The following is an 18,022-nucleotide window of genomic DNA, read 5'->3' on the forward strand; positions in this document are numbered from 1 at the left end:
ACGGGTCGCGCCGGGCGTCAGCTCTCGCTGGACGCCGAGACCGAGGGCGCCGACTGCTCGGCCGCCACCGTCTTCTTGGCGGTCGCCTTCGTCGCCTTCTTGGCCGTCGTCTTCTTGGCCGCGGTCTTCTTCGCGGTCGTCGTCTTGGCGGCCGTCTTCTTGGCGGCGGTCTTCTTGGCCGCCGTCTTCTTCGCGGGCGCCTTCTTGGCCGCCTTGCGCGCCGTCTTCTTGGCCGGAGCGGGGGCCTCGGCCTCCGCCGCGGGCTCCTCGGCGGCCTGCGCCTCCGGGACCTGCGGCTTCTCCGCCGCGGGGACGACCACGACGGCCGCCTCCTCGGACGCGGTCGGCGCGGTGGCCTTGCGCACCGCACGGCGGCGCGGACGGGCCGGAGCGGCGTCCGCCGCGGGCGCCTCCGCCACCGGCTCGGCGGCGGGCTCGGCGGCGGGCTCCGCCACCGGCTCGGCCTTGGGCGCCGGGGCCACGACGACCTCGGCGGCCTCGGGCGCGCTCTCCGCGGCCTTCGGCGAACCGGCGGGCGACGTCGCCTTGCGGACCGCGCGGCGGCGCGTACGCCCCTTCGGCGCGGCGTCGTCCACGGGGGCCTCGGCAGCGGCCGCGGGGGCCTCGTGGGCGGCCTCGACGGCCTCCGGGGTACCGACGACCGGGTCCTCGGCGGCCGGCGCCGCGGTGCGCGCCACGTCGGACTCGACGACCGGCACCTCGGCCTCGGCGACCTCGGCGGGCTCGGCGGTCTCGGCCGCCTCGGCCTGCGCGGCCTTCTCCGCCGCCCGCTCGGCGGCCCTGGCCCGCTTGCCCGACTTCTTGGGCGTACGCGCCTTCGGGGCCTCCTCCTGCGGGACCTCGGAACGCTCGGCCCCGGCCTCGCCCCGCGGCTCCTCCACCGGAGCGGACTCCGCCCGGGGAGCGCCCGCCGGAGCCGACGCCCTGCGGGTCGCACGGCGGCGCGAGCGGCCACTGCGGGACGCGGCGGCCTCGGCCTCGGCGGCGCTGCTGTACAGCTCCTCGTCCGCGACGAACTCCGGCTCGGGCAGGGCCACCGGGGCGGCGGCCTCCGCCGCGACCTCGGCCTCGGTCTCGGCCTCGACGCTCTCGGAGCCGTCGGCGACCTCGTGCTCGTGGGTGTGCTCGTGACTGTGGTCGTGCTGGTCGGAGCCGCCGCGGCCGCGCTTCTTGCGCTTGCCGCCGCCACCGGCGGAGGTGGGCTGCTCCATGTGCACGATGACACCGCGGCCGTTGCAGTGCACGCACGTCTCGGAGAAGGACTCCAGGAGCCCCTGGCCGACACGCTTGCGGGTCATCTGGACCAGGCCGAGCGAGGTGACCTCCGCGACCTGGTGCTTCGTACGGTCGCGCCCGAGGCATTCGAGCAGACGGCGCAGGACCAGGTCCCGGTTGGACTCAAGGACCATGTCGATGAAGTCGATGACGACGATGCCGCCGAGGTCGCGCAGCCGGAGCTGACGCACGATCTCCTCGGCCGCCTCCAGGTTGTTCCTGGTCACGGTCTCTTCGAGGTTGCCGCCCTGGCCGGTGAACTTGCCGGTGTTGACGTCGACGACGATCATCGCCTCGGTCTTGTCGATCACCAGCGAGCCGCCGCTCGGCAGCCAGACCTTGCGGTCGAGGGCCTTCGCGAGCTGCTCGTCGATCCGGTACGTCGCGAAGACGTCGACCTCGGAGGTCCAGCGCGTGAGGCGGTCCGACAGGTCGGGCGCGACGTGCTCGACGTAGCCGTGGATGGTCTCCCACGCCTCGTCGCCGCTGACGATGACCTTGGAGAAGTCCTCGTTGAAGATGTCGCGGACCACCCGGACGGTCATGTCCGGCTCGCCGTACAGCAGGCTCGGCGAGCTGGTGATGGACATCTTGGACTTCTTCTGGATGTCCTCCCACTGCGCCTGGAGCCGCTCGACGTCGCGGCGCAGCTCGTCCTCGCTCGCGCCCTCGGCGGCGGTGCGCACGATGACGCCCGCGTCCTCGGGGACGATCTTCTTGAGGATGGTCTTCAGCCGCGCGCGCTCGGTGTCGGGCAGCTTGCGGCTGATGCCGGTCATGGAGCCCTCGGGCACGTACACGAGGTAGCGGCCCGGCAGCGAGACCTGGCTGGTCAGGCGGGCGCCCTTGTGGCCGATCGGGTCCTTGGTGACCTGCACGAGGACCGACTGGCCGGACTTCAGGGCGGACTCGATGCGCCGGGGGCCGTTGGCCATGCCCAGCGCCTCGAAGTTGACCTCACCGGCGTACAGGACGGCGTTGCGGCCCTTGCCGATGTCGATGAAGGCGGCCTCCATCGACGGCAGCACGTTCTGGACCTTGCCCAGGTAGACGTTGCCGACGTACGAGGTGGCCTGCTCCTTGTTGACGTAGTGCTCCACGAGCACGTTGTCTTCCAGGACGCCGATCTGGGTGCGCTCGCCGTTCTGCCGGACGACCATCACGCGCTCGACGGCCTCGCGGCGGGCCAGGAACTCGGCCTCGGTGATGATCGGCACGCGGCGGCGGCCCTGCTCACGGCCCTCGCGGCGGCGCTGCTTCTTGGCCTCCAGACGGGTCGAGCCCTTGATGGACTGGACCTCGTCGGCGCCGGTGCCGGGCTCGCGCTCGGTGTCCTTCGCGCGCCGCTCCCGCGGCTCGCGGACCTTGACGACCGTACGCTCCGGGTCGCCGTCGCCCGGCTCGCCCTCGGCGGAGTCACCGGCGCGACGGCGGCGGCGACGGCGACGGCGGCTGCTGCTCGAACCCGAGCCGGCGGACTCGGCGGCGTCGTCCGCGTCGTCGTCCTGCTCGGCGCCGTCGGCGGCGTCGGCGGCGTCCTCGTCGGCGTGCTCGGCGGCGGTCTCCTCGGCGTCGGCGTCGTGCTCGCCCTCGTGCTCTGCGGCGTCACCACGGCGGCGACGACGGCCACCGCGGCGGCGGCGACGGCCCTGACGCTCACCGGAGTCGTCGCCGTCGTCGTCGGCGTCGGCCTGCTCGGCCTCGGCGGCGGTGTCCGTGTCGCTGTCGGTGTCGCTGTCGTCGGGAGTCCGGGCGGGCTGCTCCTCGACCGCGGCCTTGGCGGGCTCGCGCTCCTCGGCGGCGGGCTGCTCGTCGGCGGCGCGGCGGCGACGGCGCCGGCGCGGTGCCGGCTCCTCCTCCGCCACCGGGGCGACGGTCTCCTCCTCGGCCTCCTCGGCGGCCTCGGCGGCGGCTGCCGCGGCGGCGCTCTCCGGGGTCTGGAACATCGGCGCGGCGAACACGGGCGCCTGGAAGACGGCGACGGCGGGGCGGGCCGGCTTGCGGCGGCCTTCCTCACCGGACTCGTCGGCGACGGACGCCTTGCGGGCCTTGTGGCCGGCGGGCGCGGAGAAACCGGCCGCGGCCTTGCGCGTGGCACGGCGGCGACGGCCGCGCGGGGCACCGTCCTCGGCGGGCTCGGCGGGCTCGGCGGCGGGCTCATCGGCCGGGGCCGCCTTCTCGGCGGTCTTCGCGGGAGCCTTCTCGACGGCCTTCGCGGGAGCCTTCTCCTCGGCGGCGGGGGCCTCGGCGGCGGGCGCGGAGGTGCCACGGGTGGCGCGGCGGCGCGCACGGCGCGGCGCGGCCTCCTCCGGCTGCTCGTCGGCGGCCGGCGCGGGAGCGGTGGCGGGCGCCTCCTCGGCAGCGGCGGCCGTCTCATCGGCGGCGGACTGCGGGGAGCCCGCGGGCGCGGAGGCGCGGCGGGTGGCGCGGCGGCGCGGGCGCGGGGCCGGTGCGGCCTCTTCGGCGACCGGCTCGGGCTCGGGCTCGGCGGCCGGCGCGGCGGGCTCCGCGGCCTCGGCGGTCCCCGGCGAACCGGCCGGCGCGGAGGCGCGGCGGGTGGCGCGGCGACGCGGGCGCGGGGCCGGTGCGGCCTCTTCGGCGGCGGGCGCGGGGGCCTCGGCGGCCGGTGCGGCCTCTTCGGCGGCGGGGGTGGCCGCTGCGGCCGGGGCGGCGGCCTCGGCGGGCGGGCCCGCGGGGCGGGAGGCGGCGCGGCGCCTGCGGCGCGGCGGCAGGGTGTCGCTGGGGCTGTCGTTCTGCGAGCCCTCAGTGGGGTCGTTCGGCTCAAGCATGCGGGCGGTTCTCCCGTCACGCTCCCGGGCGCCGCGCCTGGTCCGGTGATGTCCACGGCTCGCGCTAGGTGCGCGGGGCCGTCATCCGGGGGCGGGGGCGCCGCACGGGAGCTCTCTGTGTCTTGTCTCGCCGGTTCCGTACGCCCACTTGCGGACGGCCTGGCGAAAGTCTCGGTCAGTGCGCTGCCCGACCCAGATGGCTCCCGAGTACGAGGGCGGCGCTTCGACGTACGTCCTTACCGGGGGCCTTCCGTCGCAGGCGCCTTCGCGGCGGCAGTCACGGCGGCCGTTGATGCGGCCGGAACTGCCTCGCGGTCGGGCGCGAGCGGGTCGGTCACCGTGCCGGTCTCTTCATCGAAAAGCCCCTGCGCCAGCCTGGTCACCGCTGCGGGGACCGGCGGCGCCAGGTCGGCCACGGCTCGGAGACCGGACAGGACGTCGTCAGGTCGTACGGCAGGTGTTACGTGCCGAACAACCAGCCGCAGTATCGCACAGGGCTTGTCGCTCGGCCTATCGGTGTCGTGCGTGATCGCCTCGTCGTCGGCGACCGCTTCGAGGCTCACGACCGCTTCGCGGGCGTCGAAGGTGCGCATGCCGTTCTTCGTGCGGCGCTGCACCTCGACCGTCTCCGCCTCCCGGAACCGCTCGGCGGCGCGGGCCGCGTCCGCGGTCTCGACGCCGGCCAGGCGCAGTTCCCAGACGGACGCGGTCAGCCGGTCGGCGAGGCCCGAGGTGCGGGACTCGACGGCGTCGGTGATGTCGAGGCCGTCCGGCAGCGACTCGTTGAGCAGGTCGCGCAGGGTCTCGGGGTCGCGCGGCGCGGTGAGCGCGATCTCCAGGTACTCGGCCTCGCTGCCCGTGCCGGTGGGTGCGGCGTTGGCGTACGACACCTTCGGGTGCGGGGTGAACCCCGCCGAGTAGGCCATGGGCACCTCGGCGCGGCGCAGCGCACGCTCGAAGGCGCGCTGGAAGTCACGGTGGCTGGTGAACCGGAGGCGGCCGCGCTTGGTGTAACGCAGGCGGATGCGCTGCACCGCGGGTGCGGGCGGCGGGCCTTCGGGCTGTCGCTTGCCCAGTGGAACGTCTCCTTGTGTGCGGTCCGGGAAGGGCCCCGCCTGGGCGGGGAGCAGTCCGGACGGCGCCTGCCCGGCGTCGTCCGGTCGGGATCACCCCCGCGCAGGCGGGGAAACTGCACTCCCGGGGTTCTTCTCTAGATTACGCGGCTCGGGCGTGGCGAGTTCCCGCCGGGCCACCGGTACGGGCTCCGGTCGCGGCCGTGCGGGCACCGGCCGGGGCTCGGCGGGTGCCCCGAACAGGGTGCGGCGGACGTCGGCCCGCGCCTGCCGGATGCTCGCGCGTGCGGAGGCCAGGGCCTGCCGGGCCGTGGCGCGCACCTCGCGTACCGCTCGGGCCGCGGGGCGCCACACGGTGTCGCGGACCATGTGGCCCGCGGGGGTGAGCACGGAGCGGTAGGCCCAGCGCACCGGCTCGACGAAGATCCACCGCAGGAGCCTGGCGAGGAACCGGCCGATGGCGAGCGAGACGTGTCCGGCGACGCGCCAGGCGTGGCCGAGCGCGGCGCCGACCTCGCGGGCCACGACGGCGACGGCGCGCCCGAGCGGGGCGAGCACCCAGCGCCACACGGCGACGGCGGGGACGACGAGGACCCAGCGGCAGAGCGTGGCGACGACGGCCCAGAGCCCGCGCCCCACCCACGAGACCCCGGCCCACAACCCGCGCCCCACCCACGAGACCCCCGCCCACAACCCGCACCCCACCCACGAGACCCCGGCCCACAACCCGCGTGCCAGCCAGGCGGTGCCCGCGCCGATCCCCCGGCAGCACCAGGCGATGCCGTGCCCGGCCGGCGTGAGCACGGTCCGGTACAGCCACACCGCGGGCACCACGAACAGCACCCGCCCCAGCCACGCGAGGCCCGCCCCGAGCGGCACCACTCCGTACCGCCACAGCCCGATCCACGGCCACACGAAGACCGCCCTGGCCAGCCAGACCAGGGCCGCCCCGATGGCGCGCCCCGCGGCCGTGGCGCCGGTGCCGAGGCCGCGGGCCAGCCGGGCGAGCGCGTGGCCGAGCGGGGTCAGCGCGTGGGCGTGGAGCCAGCGGGCCGGGATCACCGCGAGGCAGCGCCAGAGCCGGACCGCCGGGGTCACGGCCAGGTTCCGCACCAGCCAGGCGATGCCCGCCCCCGCGCCGAGGACGCCCGCCACGATGCCGCGCCCGACCGGCGCCAGCACGGCCCGGTACAGCCACACCGCGGGCACCACGAACAGCACCCGCCCCAACCACGCGAGCCCCACTCCGAGCGGCACCATCACGTACCGCCACAGCGCCGCCCACGGCCACACGAATACGGCCTTGAACAGCCATGTCAGTACGGCGGCGACGCCCCGCCCGACCGGCCTGAGCGCGCTGCGGTACACGAACCGCCCTGCCACGGCCAGCGCGTCCCACACGAGGCGCACCGGCACGACGAGCACCAGCACCACGATGCGCACCGGGACGCGGATGGCGACGGCGAGACACCCCTCGGCCCGCTCGGGTGCCCGCTGCGGCTCGGCGCCGGGGGCAGGGGCGACGCCGGGGACGGGACGTTTCTCCAGGTCCATGTCGTCCTAGACGCACACGGGCGCGGTACGGATCCAGTACCGCAGCTTTCCGCCCCGCGCGTCCTCGAACGTGCCGCCCGCCGCCTCGATGACCTTGCGCGATCCGGTGTTGTCGGTGTCGCAGGTGACGAGGACGGACTCCAGGCCGAGGGCCGCGGCGTACGGCAGGCAGGCGCGCAGCATGTCGGTGGCGTGGCCGCGGCGGCGCGCGGTCGGCCTGACGTCGTAGCCGATGTGTCCGCCGTACTCGCGCAGGAAGCGCGTGGCGATGCTGTGCCGTACGGCGATGCGGCCGACGTAGTCGGTGCCGTCGACGTACCAGAGGGACGTGACGGGGACGGAGTACGGCTCGGCCGGGTGGGCGGCGGCACGGGCCTCGGCGACGTACCGCTCGAAGACCGCGGGGTCGTGCCACGTGCCGCCGTAGACCCGCAGGGTGTGACCGAGCGTCGTGTCGTCGGCGTCCCCGCCGCGCCCCTCGGCCCGGAACTCCTCCATCGCGGCGATGAAGGAGCGGTGCACCAGACCGGTGGGCAGGGCGAGTTCGGGCACGCGGACGCGACGCTTCGGTCTCTGTCTTCCTGCTCTTCCCCCGCCGCTACTTCACGACCGTGAGCGGCAGCAGCTTCTTGCCGGTCGGGCCGATCTGGATCTGGGTGTCCATCTGCGGGCACACGCCGCAGTCGAAGCAGGGCGTCCAGCGGCAGTCCTCGACCTCGGTCTCGTCGAGCGAGTCCTGCCAGTCCTCCCAGAGCCAGTCCTTGTCGAGGCCGGAGTCCAGGTGGTCCCAGGGCAGGACCTCCTCGTACGTGCGCTCACGCGTCGTGTACCAGTCGACGTCGACGCCCATCTCGGGCAGCGTCTTCTCGGCGCACCGCATCCAGCGGTCGTAGCTGAAGTGCTCGCGCCAGCCGTCGAAGCGGCCGCCGTCCTCGTAGACCGCGCGGATGACGGCGCCGACGCGGCGGTCGCCGCGCGAGAGGAGGCCCTCGACGATGCCGGGCTTGCCGTCGTGGTAGCGGAAGCCGATCGAGCGGCCGTACTTCTTGTCGCCGCGGATCTTGTCGCGCAGCTTCAGGAGGCGGGCGTCCGTGTCCTCGGCCGAGAGCTGCGGGGCCCACTGGAAGGGCGTGTGCGGCTTGGGGACGAAGCCGCCGATGGACACCGTGGCGCGGATGTCGTTCGACCCCGACGCCTCGCGGCCCTTCTGGATGACCTTGGTCGCCATGTCGGCGATCTGCAGGACGTCCTCGTCGGTCTCGGTCGGCAGGCCGCACATGAAGTACAGCTTCACCTGGCGCCAGCCGTTGCCGTACGCGGTCGCGACGGTGCGGATGAGGTCGTCCTCGGACACCATCTTGTTGATGACCTTGCGCATGCGCTCGGAGCCGCCCTCGGGGGCGAAGGTGAGGCCCGAGCGGCGGCCGTTCCTGGTCAGTTCGTTGGCGAGGTCCACGTTGAAGGCGTCGACGCGGGTCGAGGGGAGGGACAGACCGATCTTGTCCTCCTCGTACCGGTCGGCGAGGCCCTTGGCGATGTCGCCGATCTCGCTGTGGTCCGCGGAGGAGAGCGAGAGCAGGCCGACCTCCTCGAAGCCGGTCGCCTTCAGACCCTTGTCGACCATGTCGCCGATGCCGGTGATGCTTCGCTCCCGCACGGGGCGCGTGATCATGCCGGCCTGGCAGAAACGGCAGCCGCGGGTGCAGCCGCGGAAGATCTCCACGGACATGCGCTCGTGGACGGTCTCGGCGAGCGGGACGAGCGGCTGCTTGGGGTAGGGCCACTCGTCGAGGTCCATGACGGTGTGCTTGGAGACCCGCCACGGCACACCGCTGCGGTTCGGCACGACACGGCCGATGCGGCCGTCCGGGAGGTACTCGACGTCGTAGAACCCCGGGACGTACACCGAGCCGGTCCTCGCCAGGCGGAAGAGGACCTCCTCGCGCCCGCCGGGGCGGCCCTCGGCCTTCCAGGCGCGGATGATCTCCGTCATGTCGAGCACGGCCTGCTCGCCGTCGCCGATGATCGCCGCGTCGATGAAGTCGGCGATCGGCTCGGGGTTGAAGGCGGCGTGGCCGCCCGCGAGCACGATCGGGTCGTCGAGCGTGCGGTCCCTGGACTCCAGCGGGATGCCCGCGAGGTCGAGGGCGGTCAGCATGTTGGTGTAGCCCAGCTCGGTGGAGAAGCTGAGCCCGAAGACGTCGAACGCCTTCACCGGGCGGTGGCTGTCGACCGTGAACTGCGGGACCCGGTGCTCGCGCATCAGCTCCTCCAGGTCCGGCCAGACGCTGTAGGTGCGCTCGGCGAGGACGCCCTGGCGTTCGTTGAGCACCTCGTAGAGGATCATGACGCCCTGGTTGGGCAGGCCCACCTCGTAGGCGTCGGGGTACATCAGCGCCCAGCGGACGTCGCAGCTGTCCCACGGCTTGACGGTGGAGTTCAGCTCACCGCCGACGTACTGGATGGGCTTCTGCACATGCGGGAGCAGAGCTTCGAGCTGTGGGAAGACCGATTCGACAGACATCGCGAACCTTCATGAGCCGGCAGGGGTGACCCTCAAGCCTAACGCGGCTGAGGAGTCCTCCCGCACGGCCGCCGCAGCGCGGCCGTGCGGCACCGCCGCATGAGCGCCGCCGCTCAGCCGCCCAGCGGTGCCCGCAGCTTCCGGCGGGACGCCTCGGCCCACACCCGCGGCAGTTCCCGCTCGCGGTCGGCGGCCGACGCCTCCTCCTGCCCGTACAGCAGGCCCCAGCTGAAGGCGCTCTCCCCCGCCAGGTGGGCCTGGACGGCGAGGGCCCGCAGCTCCTCGCGGGCGACCACGCTGTCCTGGTGGTCGCCGAGGACGCTCTGCACGGCCTTCATCCGCCGGGCGAACCGCTTGGCCGCCTTGCCGAGCGCGGGCGTCGCCGCCTCGCCCGCGTACCTGGCCCGCTTGGCGGCCTTGCGGGCGTCGTGCATGGCGGCGTCGCGCTCCTGGCCCGCGGGCAGCCCGAGGGCGTGCTCGACGCGGGCCGCGAGGCGCGCGTAGTCCTTGAGCAGCGCCTTGGGGAGCACGTCGGCGGGCGGCTTGGCGGCGGCGGGGCGCAGCGGCGGCTCGGCGACGAGGGCGTCGACGGCGTCGAGGAGCGCGAGGTAGCGCGCGCCGTCGAGCACGGCGACGGTCCTGCCGCGCGATCCGGTGCGACGGGCCACGGCCCAGACGCGGAGCCTGCCGTGCACGGGGCCGAGCAGCAGCGTCTTGGGGAGAGCGTCGATGCGGGTGGTGAGCCGCTCGGCGAGGACCTCCTGGTCGCGGTCGACGCCCAGCTCGCCCGCGAGCCACTTCAGCTCCTCGCCGAGCGGGTCGGTGACCGTCCGGTCGAGGACCTTCCGGTACGACGTGAAGGCGCTGCGCATCCGGCGCGTGGCGACCCGCATCTGGTGCACGGAGTCGGGCAGGTCGCGGCGGACCGCGGGGTCGAGGGAGACGATCGCGTCGCGCTGGGCGCGGAGGTAGGCGACGAGGTGGTCGCCCGCGGTGCCGGGCCCCTCGCCCACGGTCTCGCGCACCGCCTGCGCCACGGCCTCGCTCTTGCCGGCCCGCTTGCCGCCGCTGACGGCCCCCTCGGAGGGAGCCGTGCGGGCCGCCCCGTCCCCCGTACGGGATGCCGGTGCCGTCTCCGCGAGGGCCCGCCCCAGCTTCGACGACGCGCCCGCCCGCCGTACGCCCGCCTTCTTGAGCTTCTTCTCGACCTTGTCGAGGAGCGCGGGGTCGGCGCCGTCGGCCAGCTCGACCTCCAGCTCGGTCCACTGGGCCGCGCCGCCGCCGTCGGTGAGCCGTTCGGCGACGACCGCGTCGACGCTGACCTCGGCGAGGAGGGCGCCCTCGGCGTCGAGGAGGTGGTGCACCCGGCGGGAGGAGAGCAGGCGGACCACGGGGACCGGCTCGGCCTCGCGGACGCGGGAGCGCACGAGGCCGAGCAGGGCGCGCGGCACGGTGTCGGAGAGCGGTTCGTGGATCTCGTCGCGCACGCCCTCCGCGAGGGAGACCGGCAGCTTCAGGTGCCAGCCCTCGTCCGCGCCGCCGGTCCGGCGGCGCAGCGTGATGGAGGCGGCGGCCAGCCGCTCGTCGGGGGTGTCCCAGTAGACGGCGTCCAGCTCGGTGACGCCCCTGTCGACGGATTCCGCGACGGCCGCGCCGGTCAGGTCGGGCAGCTCGGCGTCCGCCGCGACTTCGTACTTCCGCTCGATCTCACGCTTCGTCTCCGCCATGCACGGAACCTATCCGCCGAGCACCGATTTAGACGTGCGGCGTTCAGGCCGACAAGGGGCGTTGCACCTTGATCGACTGGAGGAGGCCGACCGCCACCCATACGGCGAACATCGACGAGCCGCCGTAGCTGACGAACGGCAGCGGGAGGCCCGCGACCGGCATGATGCCGAGGGTCATCCCGATGTTCTCGAAGGACTGGAAGGCGAACCAGGCGATGATGCCCGCGGCGACGATCGTGCCGTACAGCTCGGTCGTCTCGCGGGCGATGCGGCAGGCGCGCCAGAGGACCACGCCGAGCAGCAGCAGGATGGCGCCCGCGCCGACGAAGCCCAGTTCCTCGCCGGCGACGGTGAAGACGAAGTCGGTCTGCTGTTCGGGCACGAACTGCCCGGTGGTCTGGGAGCCCTTGGTCAGTCCGGTGCCGGTGAGGCCGCCCGAGCCGATGGCGATGCGCGCCTGGTTGGTGTTGTAGCCGACGCCCGCCGGGTCGAGCGCGGGGTTGGCGAAGGCGGCGAAGCGGGCGATCTGGTAGTCGTCGAGGACGCCGAGCTGCCATATGGCGACGCCGCCGAGCGCGCCGGTGCCGAGGAGCCCGAAGACCCAGCGGTTGGAGGCGCCGGACGCGAGCAGGACGCCGAGCACGATCATCACCATGACCATGACCGAGCCGAGGTCGGGCATCAGCATGACGATGGCGATCGGCACGGCCGCGAGGGCGAGGGCCTGCACCACCGTGCGGTGGTCGGGGTGCTCGCGGTCGCCCGCGTCGACGCGGGCGGCGAGCAGCATGGCCATGCCGAGGATGATCGTGATCTTCACGAACTCGGAGGGCTGGAGCGAGAAGCCGCCGCCGAGCACGATCCACGCGTGCGCGCCGTTGATGGTGGCGCCGAGCGGGGTGAGGACGAGCAGCACCAGGAAGACGGAGATGCCGTAGAGGATCGGCACGGCCGTGCGCAGGGTGCGGTGGCCGAGCCAGACCGTGCCGATCATCAGGGCGAAGCCGATGCCGGTGTTCAGCAGGTGCTTGAGGAGGAAGGCGTACGGGTCGTCGCCGACCAGTTCGGTGCGGCCGCGGGTCGCGGAGTAGACGAGCGCGGCGCCGATCGCGGAGAGCGCGATCACGGCGAGCAGTATGACCCAGTCGAGCCGGCGCACCATCGAGTCGCGGGCGAGCAGCCGTGACAGCTGGGAGCGCTCGGGGCCGTACCCGGATACGGAGAAGCCGTTGTTCGTCACCATGGGTCAGTCCCGCTTCCAGGCGGCCGGGGGCCCCGCGAGCTCCTGTGGAGCCGTCGGCGGCTTGGGCGCCGCGGGCTTGTACGGCTTGATCTTCGGGGAGTGGATGGAGCCGTCGCCCTTGATCTTGGGCAGGGACTTCTGCGGCTCGGGCAGGAGGGCCTTCTTCAGGTCCTGCTTGCCCTCGTCGTCCAGGCCGTAGATGGCGTTGTAGATCTGGCGGACGGCGGGGCCGGAGGCGCCGGAGCCCGTACCGCCCTGGGAGATCGTCATGACGATCGTGTAGTCCTTGGTGTACGTCGCGAACCACGAGGTGGTCTGCTTGCCGTAGACCTCGGCGGTACCGGTCTTGGCGTGCATGGGGATCTTGTCCTGCGGCCATCCCTGGAACCGCCAGGCGGCCGTGCCGCGCGTGGCGACGTCGGCGAGGGCACCGTCTATGTCCTTGCGGAGCCGGGCGTCCATGGGCAGCCTGCCGTGGGAGCGCGGCTTGATCTCCTGGACCTGCCGGCCGTCGGCGCTGATGATCGCCTTGCCGACCGTGGGGTCGTACATCGTGCCGCCGTTGGCGATGGCGGAGTAGATCGTCGCCATCTGTATCGGCGTGACGAGGGTGTCGCCCTGGCCGATGGAGTAGTTGACGGAGTCACCGGCGCGCATCTTCATGCCTTCGAGGCAGTTCTCGTACGCGATGCGCTCGGCGTACTCGCCGCCCTTCTTGCCCTGCTTGCACCAGGCGTCCTTGTTGGCCTTCCAGTAGTCCTTCTTCCACTGGCGGTCCGGGACGCGGCCGGTGACCTCGTTGGGCAGGTCGATGCCGGTCTCCTTGCCGAGGCCGAACTGGTGGGCGGTCTTGTAGAACCAGTCCTTGGCGTCCTTCTTCGGCTTGTTGCCGCCGTCCTTGATCCACTGGTCGTGGGAGAGCTTGTAGAAGACGGTGTCACAGGAGACTTCGAGGGCCTTGCCGAGGCTGATGGAGCCGTGGCCCTTGGACTCGTAGTTCTGGAAGGTCTGGCCGCCGATGGAGTACGAACTCGGGCAGGGGTAGCTGGCGTGGAAGTCGTAGCCCGCGTTGACCGCCGCGGCCGTCGGGATGACCTTGAAGATGGAGCCGGGGGCCGCCTGGCCCTGGATGGCGCGGTTGAGCAGCGGGTAGTTGGACTCCTTGCCGGTGAGCCTGGTGTAGTCCTTGCCGGAGATGCCGCCGACCCAGGCGTTCGGGTCGTAGGTCGGGTTGGAGGCCATGGAGACGACGCGTCCCGTCTTGTTCTCCATGACGACGACGGCGCCCGCGTCGGCCTTGTAGTTCTGGTTGGTGTTCTTGTCGTGCTCCTTGCGGGCCTTCTTCATCGCGTCGTTCAGCCAGTACTCGGCGACCGCCTGCACGCGCGCGTCGATGCTGGTGACGACGTTCGCGCCGGGCTGGGCCTCGTCGTCCTTGGCCTTGCCGATGACGCGGCCGAGGTTGTCGACCTCGTAGCGGGTGACGCCGGCCTTGCCGCGCAACTGCTTGTCGTAGGTGCGTTCGAGACCGGAGCGGCCCACCATGTCCGAGCGCAGGAACGGCGAGTCGGTGTCCTCGGCCTTCTTGATCTCCTCGTCCGTGACGGGCGAGAGGTAGCCGAGCACCTGCGCGGTGTTGGACTTGCCGGGGGCGGCGTAGCGGCGCACGGCGGTGGGCTCGGCGGTGATGCCGGGGAAGTCCTCGGAGCGCTCGCGGATCTGCAGGGCCTGCTTGGGCGTGGCCTCGTCGGTGATCGGGATCGGCTGGTAGGGCGAGCCGTTCCAGCAGGGCTGCGGCGTCTTGGCGTCGCAGAGGCGGACCTTGCCCTCGACCTCCTGGACCGTCATGTCCAGGACGTCGGCGAGCTTGGCGAGGACCGCCTTGCCGTCGTCCTTCATCTTCATCAGGTCCGTGCGGGACGCGGAGACGACGAGGCGGGTCTGGTTGTCCGCGATCGGCACACCGCGCGCGTCCAGGATCGAGCCGCGTACGGCGGGCTGGACGACCTGCTGGACGTGGTTGCCCGAGGCCTCCTTGGCGTACTCGTCGCCGTTGCGGACCTGGAGGTACCAGAGCCGCCCGCCGAGGGTGAGCAGCAGGGACACCACGAGGATCTGAATGATCATCAGACGGATCTGCACGCGGGGCGTACGTCCCGTCTCGGGGATGTTCGTCACAGCCGCTTGACCCCCTTGATGCGTCCGGCGCGGGCGGCCCGCGCCTTGGCCGACTTCATCCGCAGCCCCCCGCGCTGGCTGCCGATGCGCAGGCCGGTGCCGGAGGAGAGCCAGCCCGAGGTGACGTCGGCCGCCTGGTTGGCGGGGCCGTTCTCCCCCAGCGGGTCGTTGTCGGCCTTTCTGGCGAGCGCGATGATCAGGGGCACCGTGAACGGCGCGAGCAGCAGGTCGTAGAGCGCGGCGGTGAACAGCAGCCCCGTCAGGCCCACGTGGCGGGCCGCGGTGTCCCCGACCAGGGAGCCGACGCCCGCGTACAGCAGGGTCGAGCCGATGGCGGCGGCGAGGACCACGACGAGCGGGCCGCTGACGGAGCGCAGCCGGCCGCTCTCCGGCTTCGCGAGGCCCGCGAGGTAGCCGATGACGCAGAGCACGAGGGCGTAGCGCCCCACGGCGTGGTCGGCGGGCGGGGCCAGGTCGGCGAGGAGGCCCGCGCCGAAGCCGACGAGGGCGCCGCCGGTGTGGCCGTAGACCAGGGCGAGCCCGAGGACGGTGAGCAGCACCAGGTCGGGCACGGCGCCCGGGAGCTGGAGCCGGGCCAGGACGCTGACCTGGATCACCAGGGCGACGACGACCAGCGCGGCGGAGAGCAGGATTCGGTTGAAGCGCATGGGTCCGTCTCTCCTACTGCTCGTCGTCGTCGGCGGCGCCGTCTGCGGGGTTGCCCGCACCGTCCGCCGGGTCGGCGGCCCCGTCCGCCGGATTCGCGGCGCCGTCTCCCTCGGGCTTCCCCGACGGGGTGGCCGTCACGGTCACCGTCGGCGTCGGCTTGGGCTTCTCCGGCTTCTTCGGCAGGACCGTGTCGCGCGGGTCCTCACGGGGCGCCTCGACGACCACGCCGACGATGTCGAGCCGGGTGAAGCCGACGTAGGGCTTCACGTAGACGGTGCGGGTCAGATCGCCGCCGGAGGGGTCGACGCGGACGACCTCGCCGACCGGCACGCCGGGCACGAACGGCTTGTCCTTGCGGGAGCCGAAGGTGACCAGGCGGTCGCCCTTCTTCACCTCGGACTTGCCGTTGAGGAGCTGGACGGAGAGCGGGCGGTCGCCCTGGCCGGTGGCGAAGCCCAGCTCGTCGGTCTTCTCCATGCGGGTGCCGACGGTGAAGTCGGGGTCGTTGGCGAGCAGGACGGTCGCGGTGTTCGGGCCGACGGTGGTGACGCGGCCGACCAGGCCGTCGCCGTTCAGTACGGTCATGTCGCGCTTGAGCCCGTCCTCGGCGCCGGCGTCGATGGTGACGGTCCAGGAGAAGCCCTGGGCCGCTCCTATGCCGATGACCTCGGCGCCCTTGATGCCGTACTGACCCGCGCCCGCCGTCTTGAGCATGCTGTCGAGCTGGCGCACCCTGCTGCGGTTGCGGTCGTCGCTGCCGAGCCTGGCCTTCAAGGCGGCGTTCTGGCGCTCCAGTTCGGCGATGCGGTCGTGTCGCTCGCCGGAGTCGCGGACCGCGCCGATGGCGTTGCCGATCGGGTCGACGGCGGAGGACATTCCCTCCTCGACCGGGCCGAAGACGGTGGCGGCGGCCCGGCGGGCACCGTCGACCGGTGAGTCCTCGCCTCCGCGGATGTCCACCGTGATCAGAGCGAACGCGATGGCGATCAGCAGCACCAGGAGCAGCCGGCTCTCTCGTGTGTCCCTCACGTGCGGCGGCGTGCCTTCCTCAATCGGAATGACGTGGAAGCTACGTGTTCCACGGAGTTCGGGGGAATTCTCGTGCCTTGCCGGAAATCTTCTGTCTTGCCTCTATATCAACGATCCGCCGCACGAAGTGGCAGGCACTCGTACGGCGGATCCTCGCGCGTCAGTTCATCTGCGCGGCTGGGCGTCGAGCACCTGCTGCAACGCCTCGAACTCCTCGACACACTTCCCGGAGCCGAGCGCCACGCTGTCCAGCGGGTCCTCGGCGATGTGGATCGGCATGCCGGTCTCGCGGCGCAGCCGCTCGTCGAGACCGCGCAGCAGGGCGCCGCCGCCGGTGAGGACGATGCCGCGGTCCATGACGTCGCCCGACAGCTCGGGCGGGCACTTGTCGAGGGTCGTCTTGACCGCGTCGACGATCGCGTTGACCGGCTCCTCGATGGCCTTGCGGACCTCGGCGGCGGAGATCACGACGGTCTTGGGGAGCCCGGAGACCAGGTCCCTGCCGCGGATCTCGGTGTGCTCGTCGGCGTCCATGTCGTACGCCGAGCCGATGGTGATCTTGATCTGCTCGGCCGTGCGCTCGCCGAGGAGGAGGGAGTACTCCTTCTTGATGTGCTGGATGATCGCGTTGTCCAGCTCGTCGCCCGCGACGCGGATCGACTGTGCCGTGACGATTCCGCCGAGGCTGATGACCGCGACCTCGGTGGTGCCGCCGCCGATGTCGACCACCATGTTGCCCGTGGCCTCGTGGACCGGCAGGCCCGAGCCGATGGCCGCGGCCATGGGCTCCTCGATGATGTGCACCTGGCGCGCGCCGGCCTGCGACGAGGCCTCGATGACGGCGCGGCGCTCGACGCCGGTGATGCCGGAGGGCACGCAGACGACGACGCGCGGACGGGCGAGGTAGCGCCGCTTGTGGATCTTCAGGATGAAGTAGCGGAGCATGCGTTCGGTGATCTCGAAGTCGGCGATCACGCCGTCCTTCAGCGGACGTACCGCGACGATGTTGCCGGGCGTGCGCCCGATCATCTTCTTCGCTTCCGCGCCGACCGCGAGGATGCCACCGGTGTTGGTGTTGATCGCGACGACGGACGGCTCGTTGAGTACGATCCCCCGACCCCTGACGTACACCAGCGTGTTGGCGGTCCCGAGGTCGACAGCCATGTCACGGCCGATGAACGACATGTTGTTCCCCATGAGGATGCGTCTGGCCTTCCCTATTGGAGCGTTTGATGGCTTTTTAGGTAGGCGAGGTGGGTGCTGTGTGGCAGTGGAGGCTTCCATCGTAGTCTCGGCCGCGAGAAGACGGCGCGAGGGTCTTCGCCATTGTCAGCAGATGATGTGCCGCCTCGCCCATGCAGACGTGCCATAAGGGCCACGCGTTCCCCCGATCGGGGTGCATATGCCAAAGGACGGCCGAATTTCTTCGGCCGTCCGAGGTCAGGCGGGTTTCCTACTGACGTATTGTCAGAGCGCGTCGCCGGGATGTGTCACGCCACGCCCGGGAAGAAGATCTTCAGCTCGCGCTCGGCGGACTCCTCGGAGTCCGAGGCGTGGATCAGGTTCTCCCGGACGATGGTGCCGAAGTCGCCGCGGATCGAGCCCGGCGCCGCGGCGATCGGGTCGGTCGGCCCGGCCAGCGCGCGCACGCCCTCGATGACCCGCTCGCCCTCGACGACGAGCGCGACGACGGGACCGGACGACATGAAGGCGACCAGCGGCTCGTAGAAGGGCTTGCCCTTGTGCTCGCCGTAGTGCTGCTCCAGGGTGTCCTGGTCCAGCGAACGCAGCTCCAGCGCGGAGATCGTCCAGCCCGCCTTGCGCTCGATGCGGCCGATGATCTCGCCGATCAGGCCGCGACGGACTGCGTCGGGCTTCAGCAGGACGAGGGTGCGCTGGCTCATGTGCGGCTCCAAAGTGTTTTCACGATCTTTACGATC

Annotated in this window: 12 protein-coding genes; all 12 read right to left on the reverse strand. The window is 72.4% G+C overall.

Translation table 11 applies throughout. The features are described from left to right. Positions 1–17: 17 nt before the first annotated feature. Complete coding sequence (locus AB0I16_RS08565; protein WP_363248551.1) at positions 18–4,085, reverse strand: Rne/Rng family ribonuclease; 4,068 nt, start codon at positions 4,083–4,085, stop codon at positions 18–20. 236 nt (positions 4,086–4,321) lie between these two features. Next, positions 4,322–5,119 carry a TIGR03936 family radical SAM-associated protein gene (locus AB0I16_RS08570; protein WP_363248552.1) on the reverse strand — a complete coding sequence of 266 codons (798 nt, stop codon included), beginning with the start codon at positions 5,117–5,119 and terminating at the stop codon, positions 4,322–4,324. Between the two features lie 132 nt (positions 5,120–5,251). After that, complete coding sequence (locus AB0I16_RS08575; RefSeq protein ID WP_363248553.1) at positions 5,252–6,712, reverse strand: hypothetical protein; 1,461 nt, start codon at positions 6,710–6,712, stop codon at positions 5,252–5,254. A gap of 6 nt (positions 6,713–6,718) precedes the next feature. Continuing rightward, positions 6,719–7,264: a GNAT family N-acetyltransferase gene (locus tag AB0I16_RS08580; RefSeq protein ID WP_363248554.1), complete on the reverse strand. Its 546-nt coding sequence runs from the start codon at positions 7,262–7,264 to the stop codon at positions 6,719–6,721. Positions 7,265–7,310: 46 nt separating this feature from the next. Next, positions 7,311–9,236: a TIGR03960 family B12-binding radical SAM protein gene (locus AB0I16_RS08585; RefSeq protein ID WP_363248555.1), complete on the reverse strand. Its 1,926-nt coding sequence runs from the start codon at positions 9,234–9,236 to the stop codon at positions 7,311–7,313. Between the two features lie 113 nt (positions 9,237–9,349). Beyond that, a complete protein-coding gene (locus AB0I16_RS08590) occupies positions 9,350–10,963 on the reverse strand; it encodes a CYTH and CHAD domain-containing protein (protein WP_363248556.1) in 1,614 nt (537 codons plus the stop codon). Positions 10,964–11,006: 43 nt separating this feature from the next. Further along, entirely contained in the window at positions 11,007–12,206 is a 1,200-nt protein-coding gene (gene rodA, locus AB0I16_RS08595) for a rod shape-determining protein RodA (protein ID WP_363248557.1), read from the reverse strand. Positions 12,207–12,209: 3 nt separating this feature from the next. Continuing rightward, on the reverse strand, positions 12,210–14,384 hold the full coding sequence (gene mrdA, locus AB0I16_RS08600; RefSeq protein WP_363248558.1) for a penicillin-binding protein 2: 2,175 nt from the start codon (positions 14,382–14,384) through the stop codon (positions 12,210–12,212). Further along, complete coding sequence (mreD, locus tag AB0I16_RS08605; RefSeq protein ID WP_363248559.1) at positions 14,381–15,052, reverse strand: rod shape-determining protein MreD; 672 nt, start codon at positions 15,050–15,052, stop codon at positions 14,381–14,383. Before mreD ends, mrdA begins: the two co-directional genes overlap by 4 nt. A gap of 13 nt (positions 15,053–15,065) precedes the next feature. Next, positions 15,066–16,082, reverse strand: a complete 1,017-nt coding sequence (gene mreC / locus AB0I16_RS08610; RefSeq protein ID WP_363248560.1) for a rod shape-determining protein MreC — start codon at positions 16,080–16,082, stop codon at positions 15,066–15,068. A 165-nt stretch (positions 16,083–16,247) separates the two neighbouring features. Then, entirely contained in the window at positions 16,248–17,267 is a 1,020-nt protein-coding gene (locus AB0I16_RS08615) for a rod shape-determining protein (protein WP_030362602.1), read from the reverse strand. Positions 17,268–17,572: 305 nt separating this feature from the next. Next, positions 17,573–17,986: a nucleoside-diphosphate kinase gene (gene ndk / locus AB0I16_RS08620; protein ID WP_055702325.1), complete on the reverse strand. Its 414-nt coding sequence runs from the start codon at positions 17,984–17,986 to the stop codon at positions 17,573–17,575. Between the last annotated feature and the right edge of the window lie 36 nt (positions 17,987–18,022).

Origin of the sequence: Streptomyces sp. NPDC050703 (assembly GCF_040654435.1) — a bacterium.
Classification (GTDB): domain Bacteria; phylum Actinomycetota; class Actinomycetes; order Streptomycetales; family Streptomycetaceae; genus Streptomyces.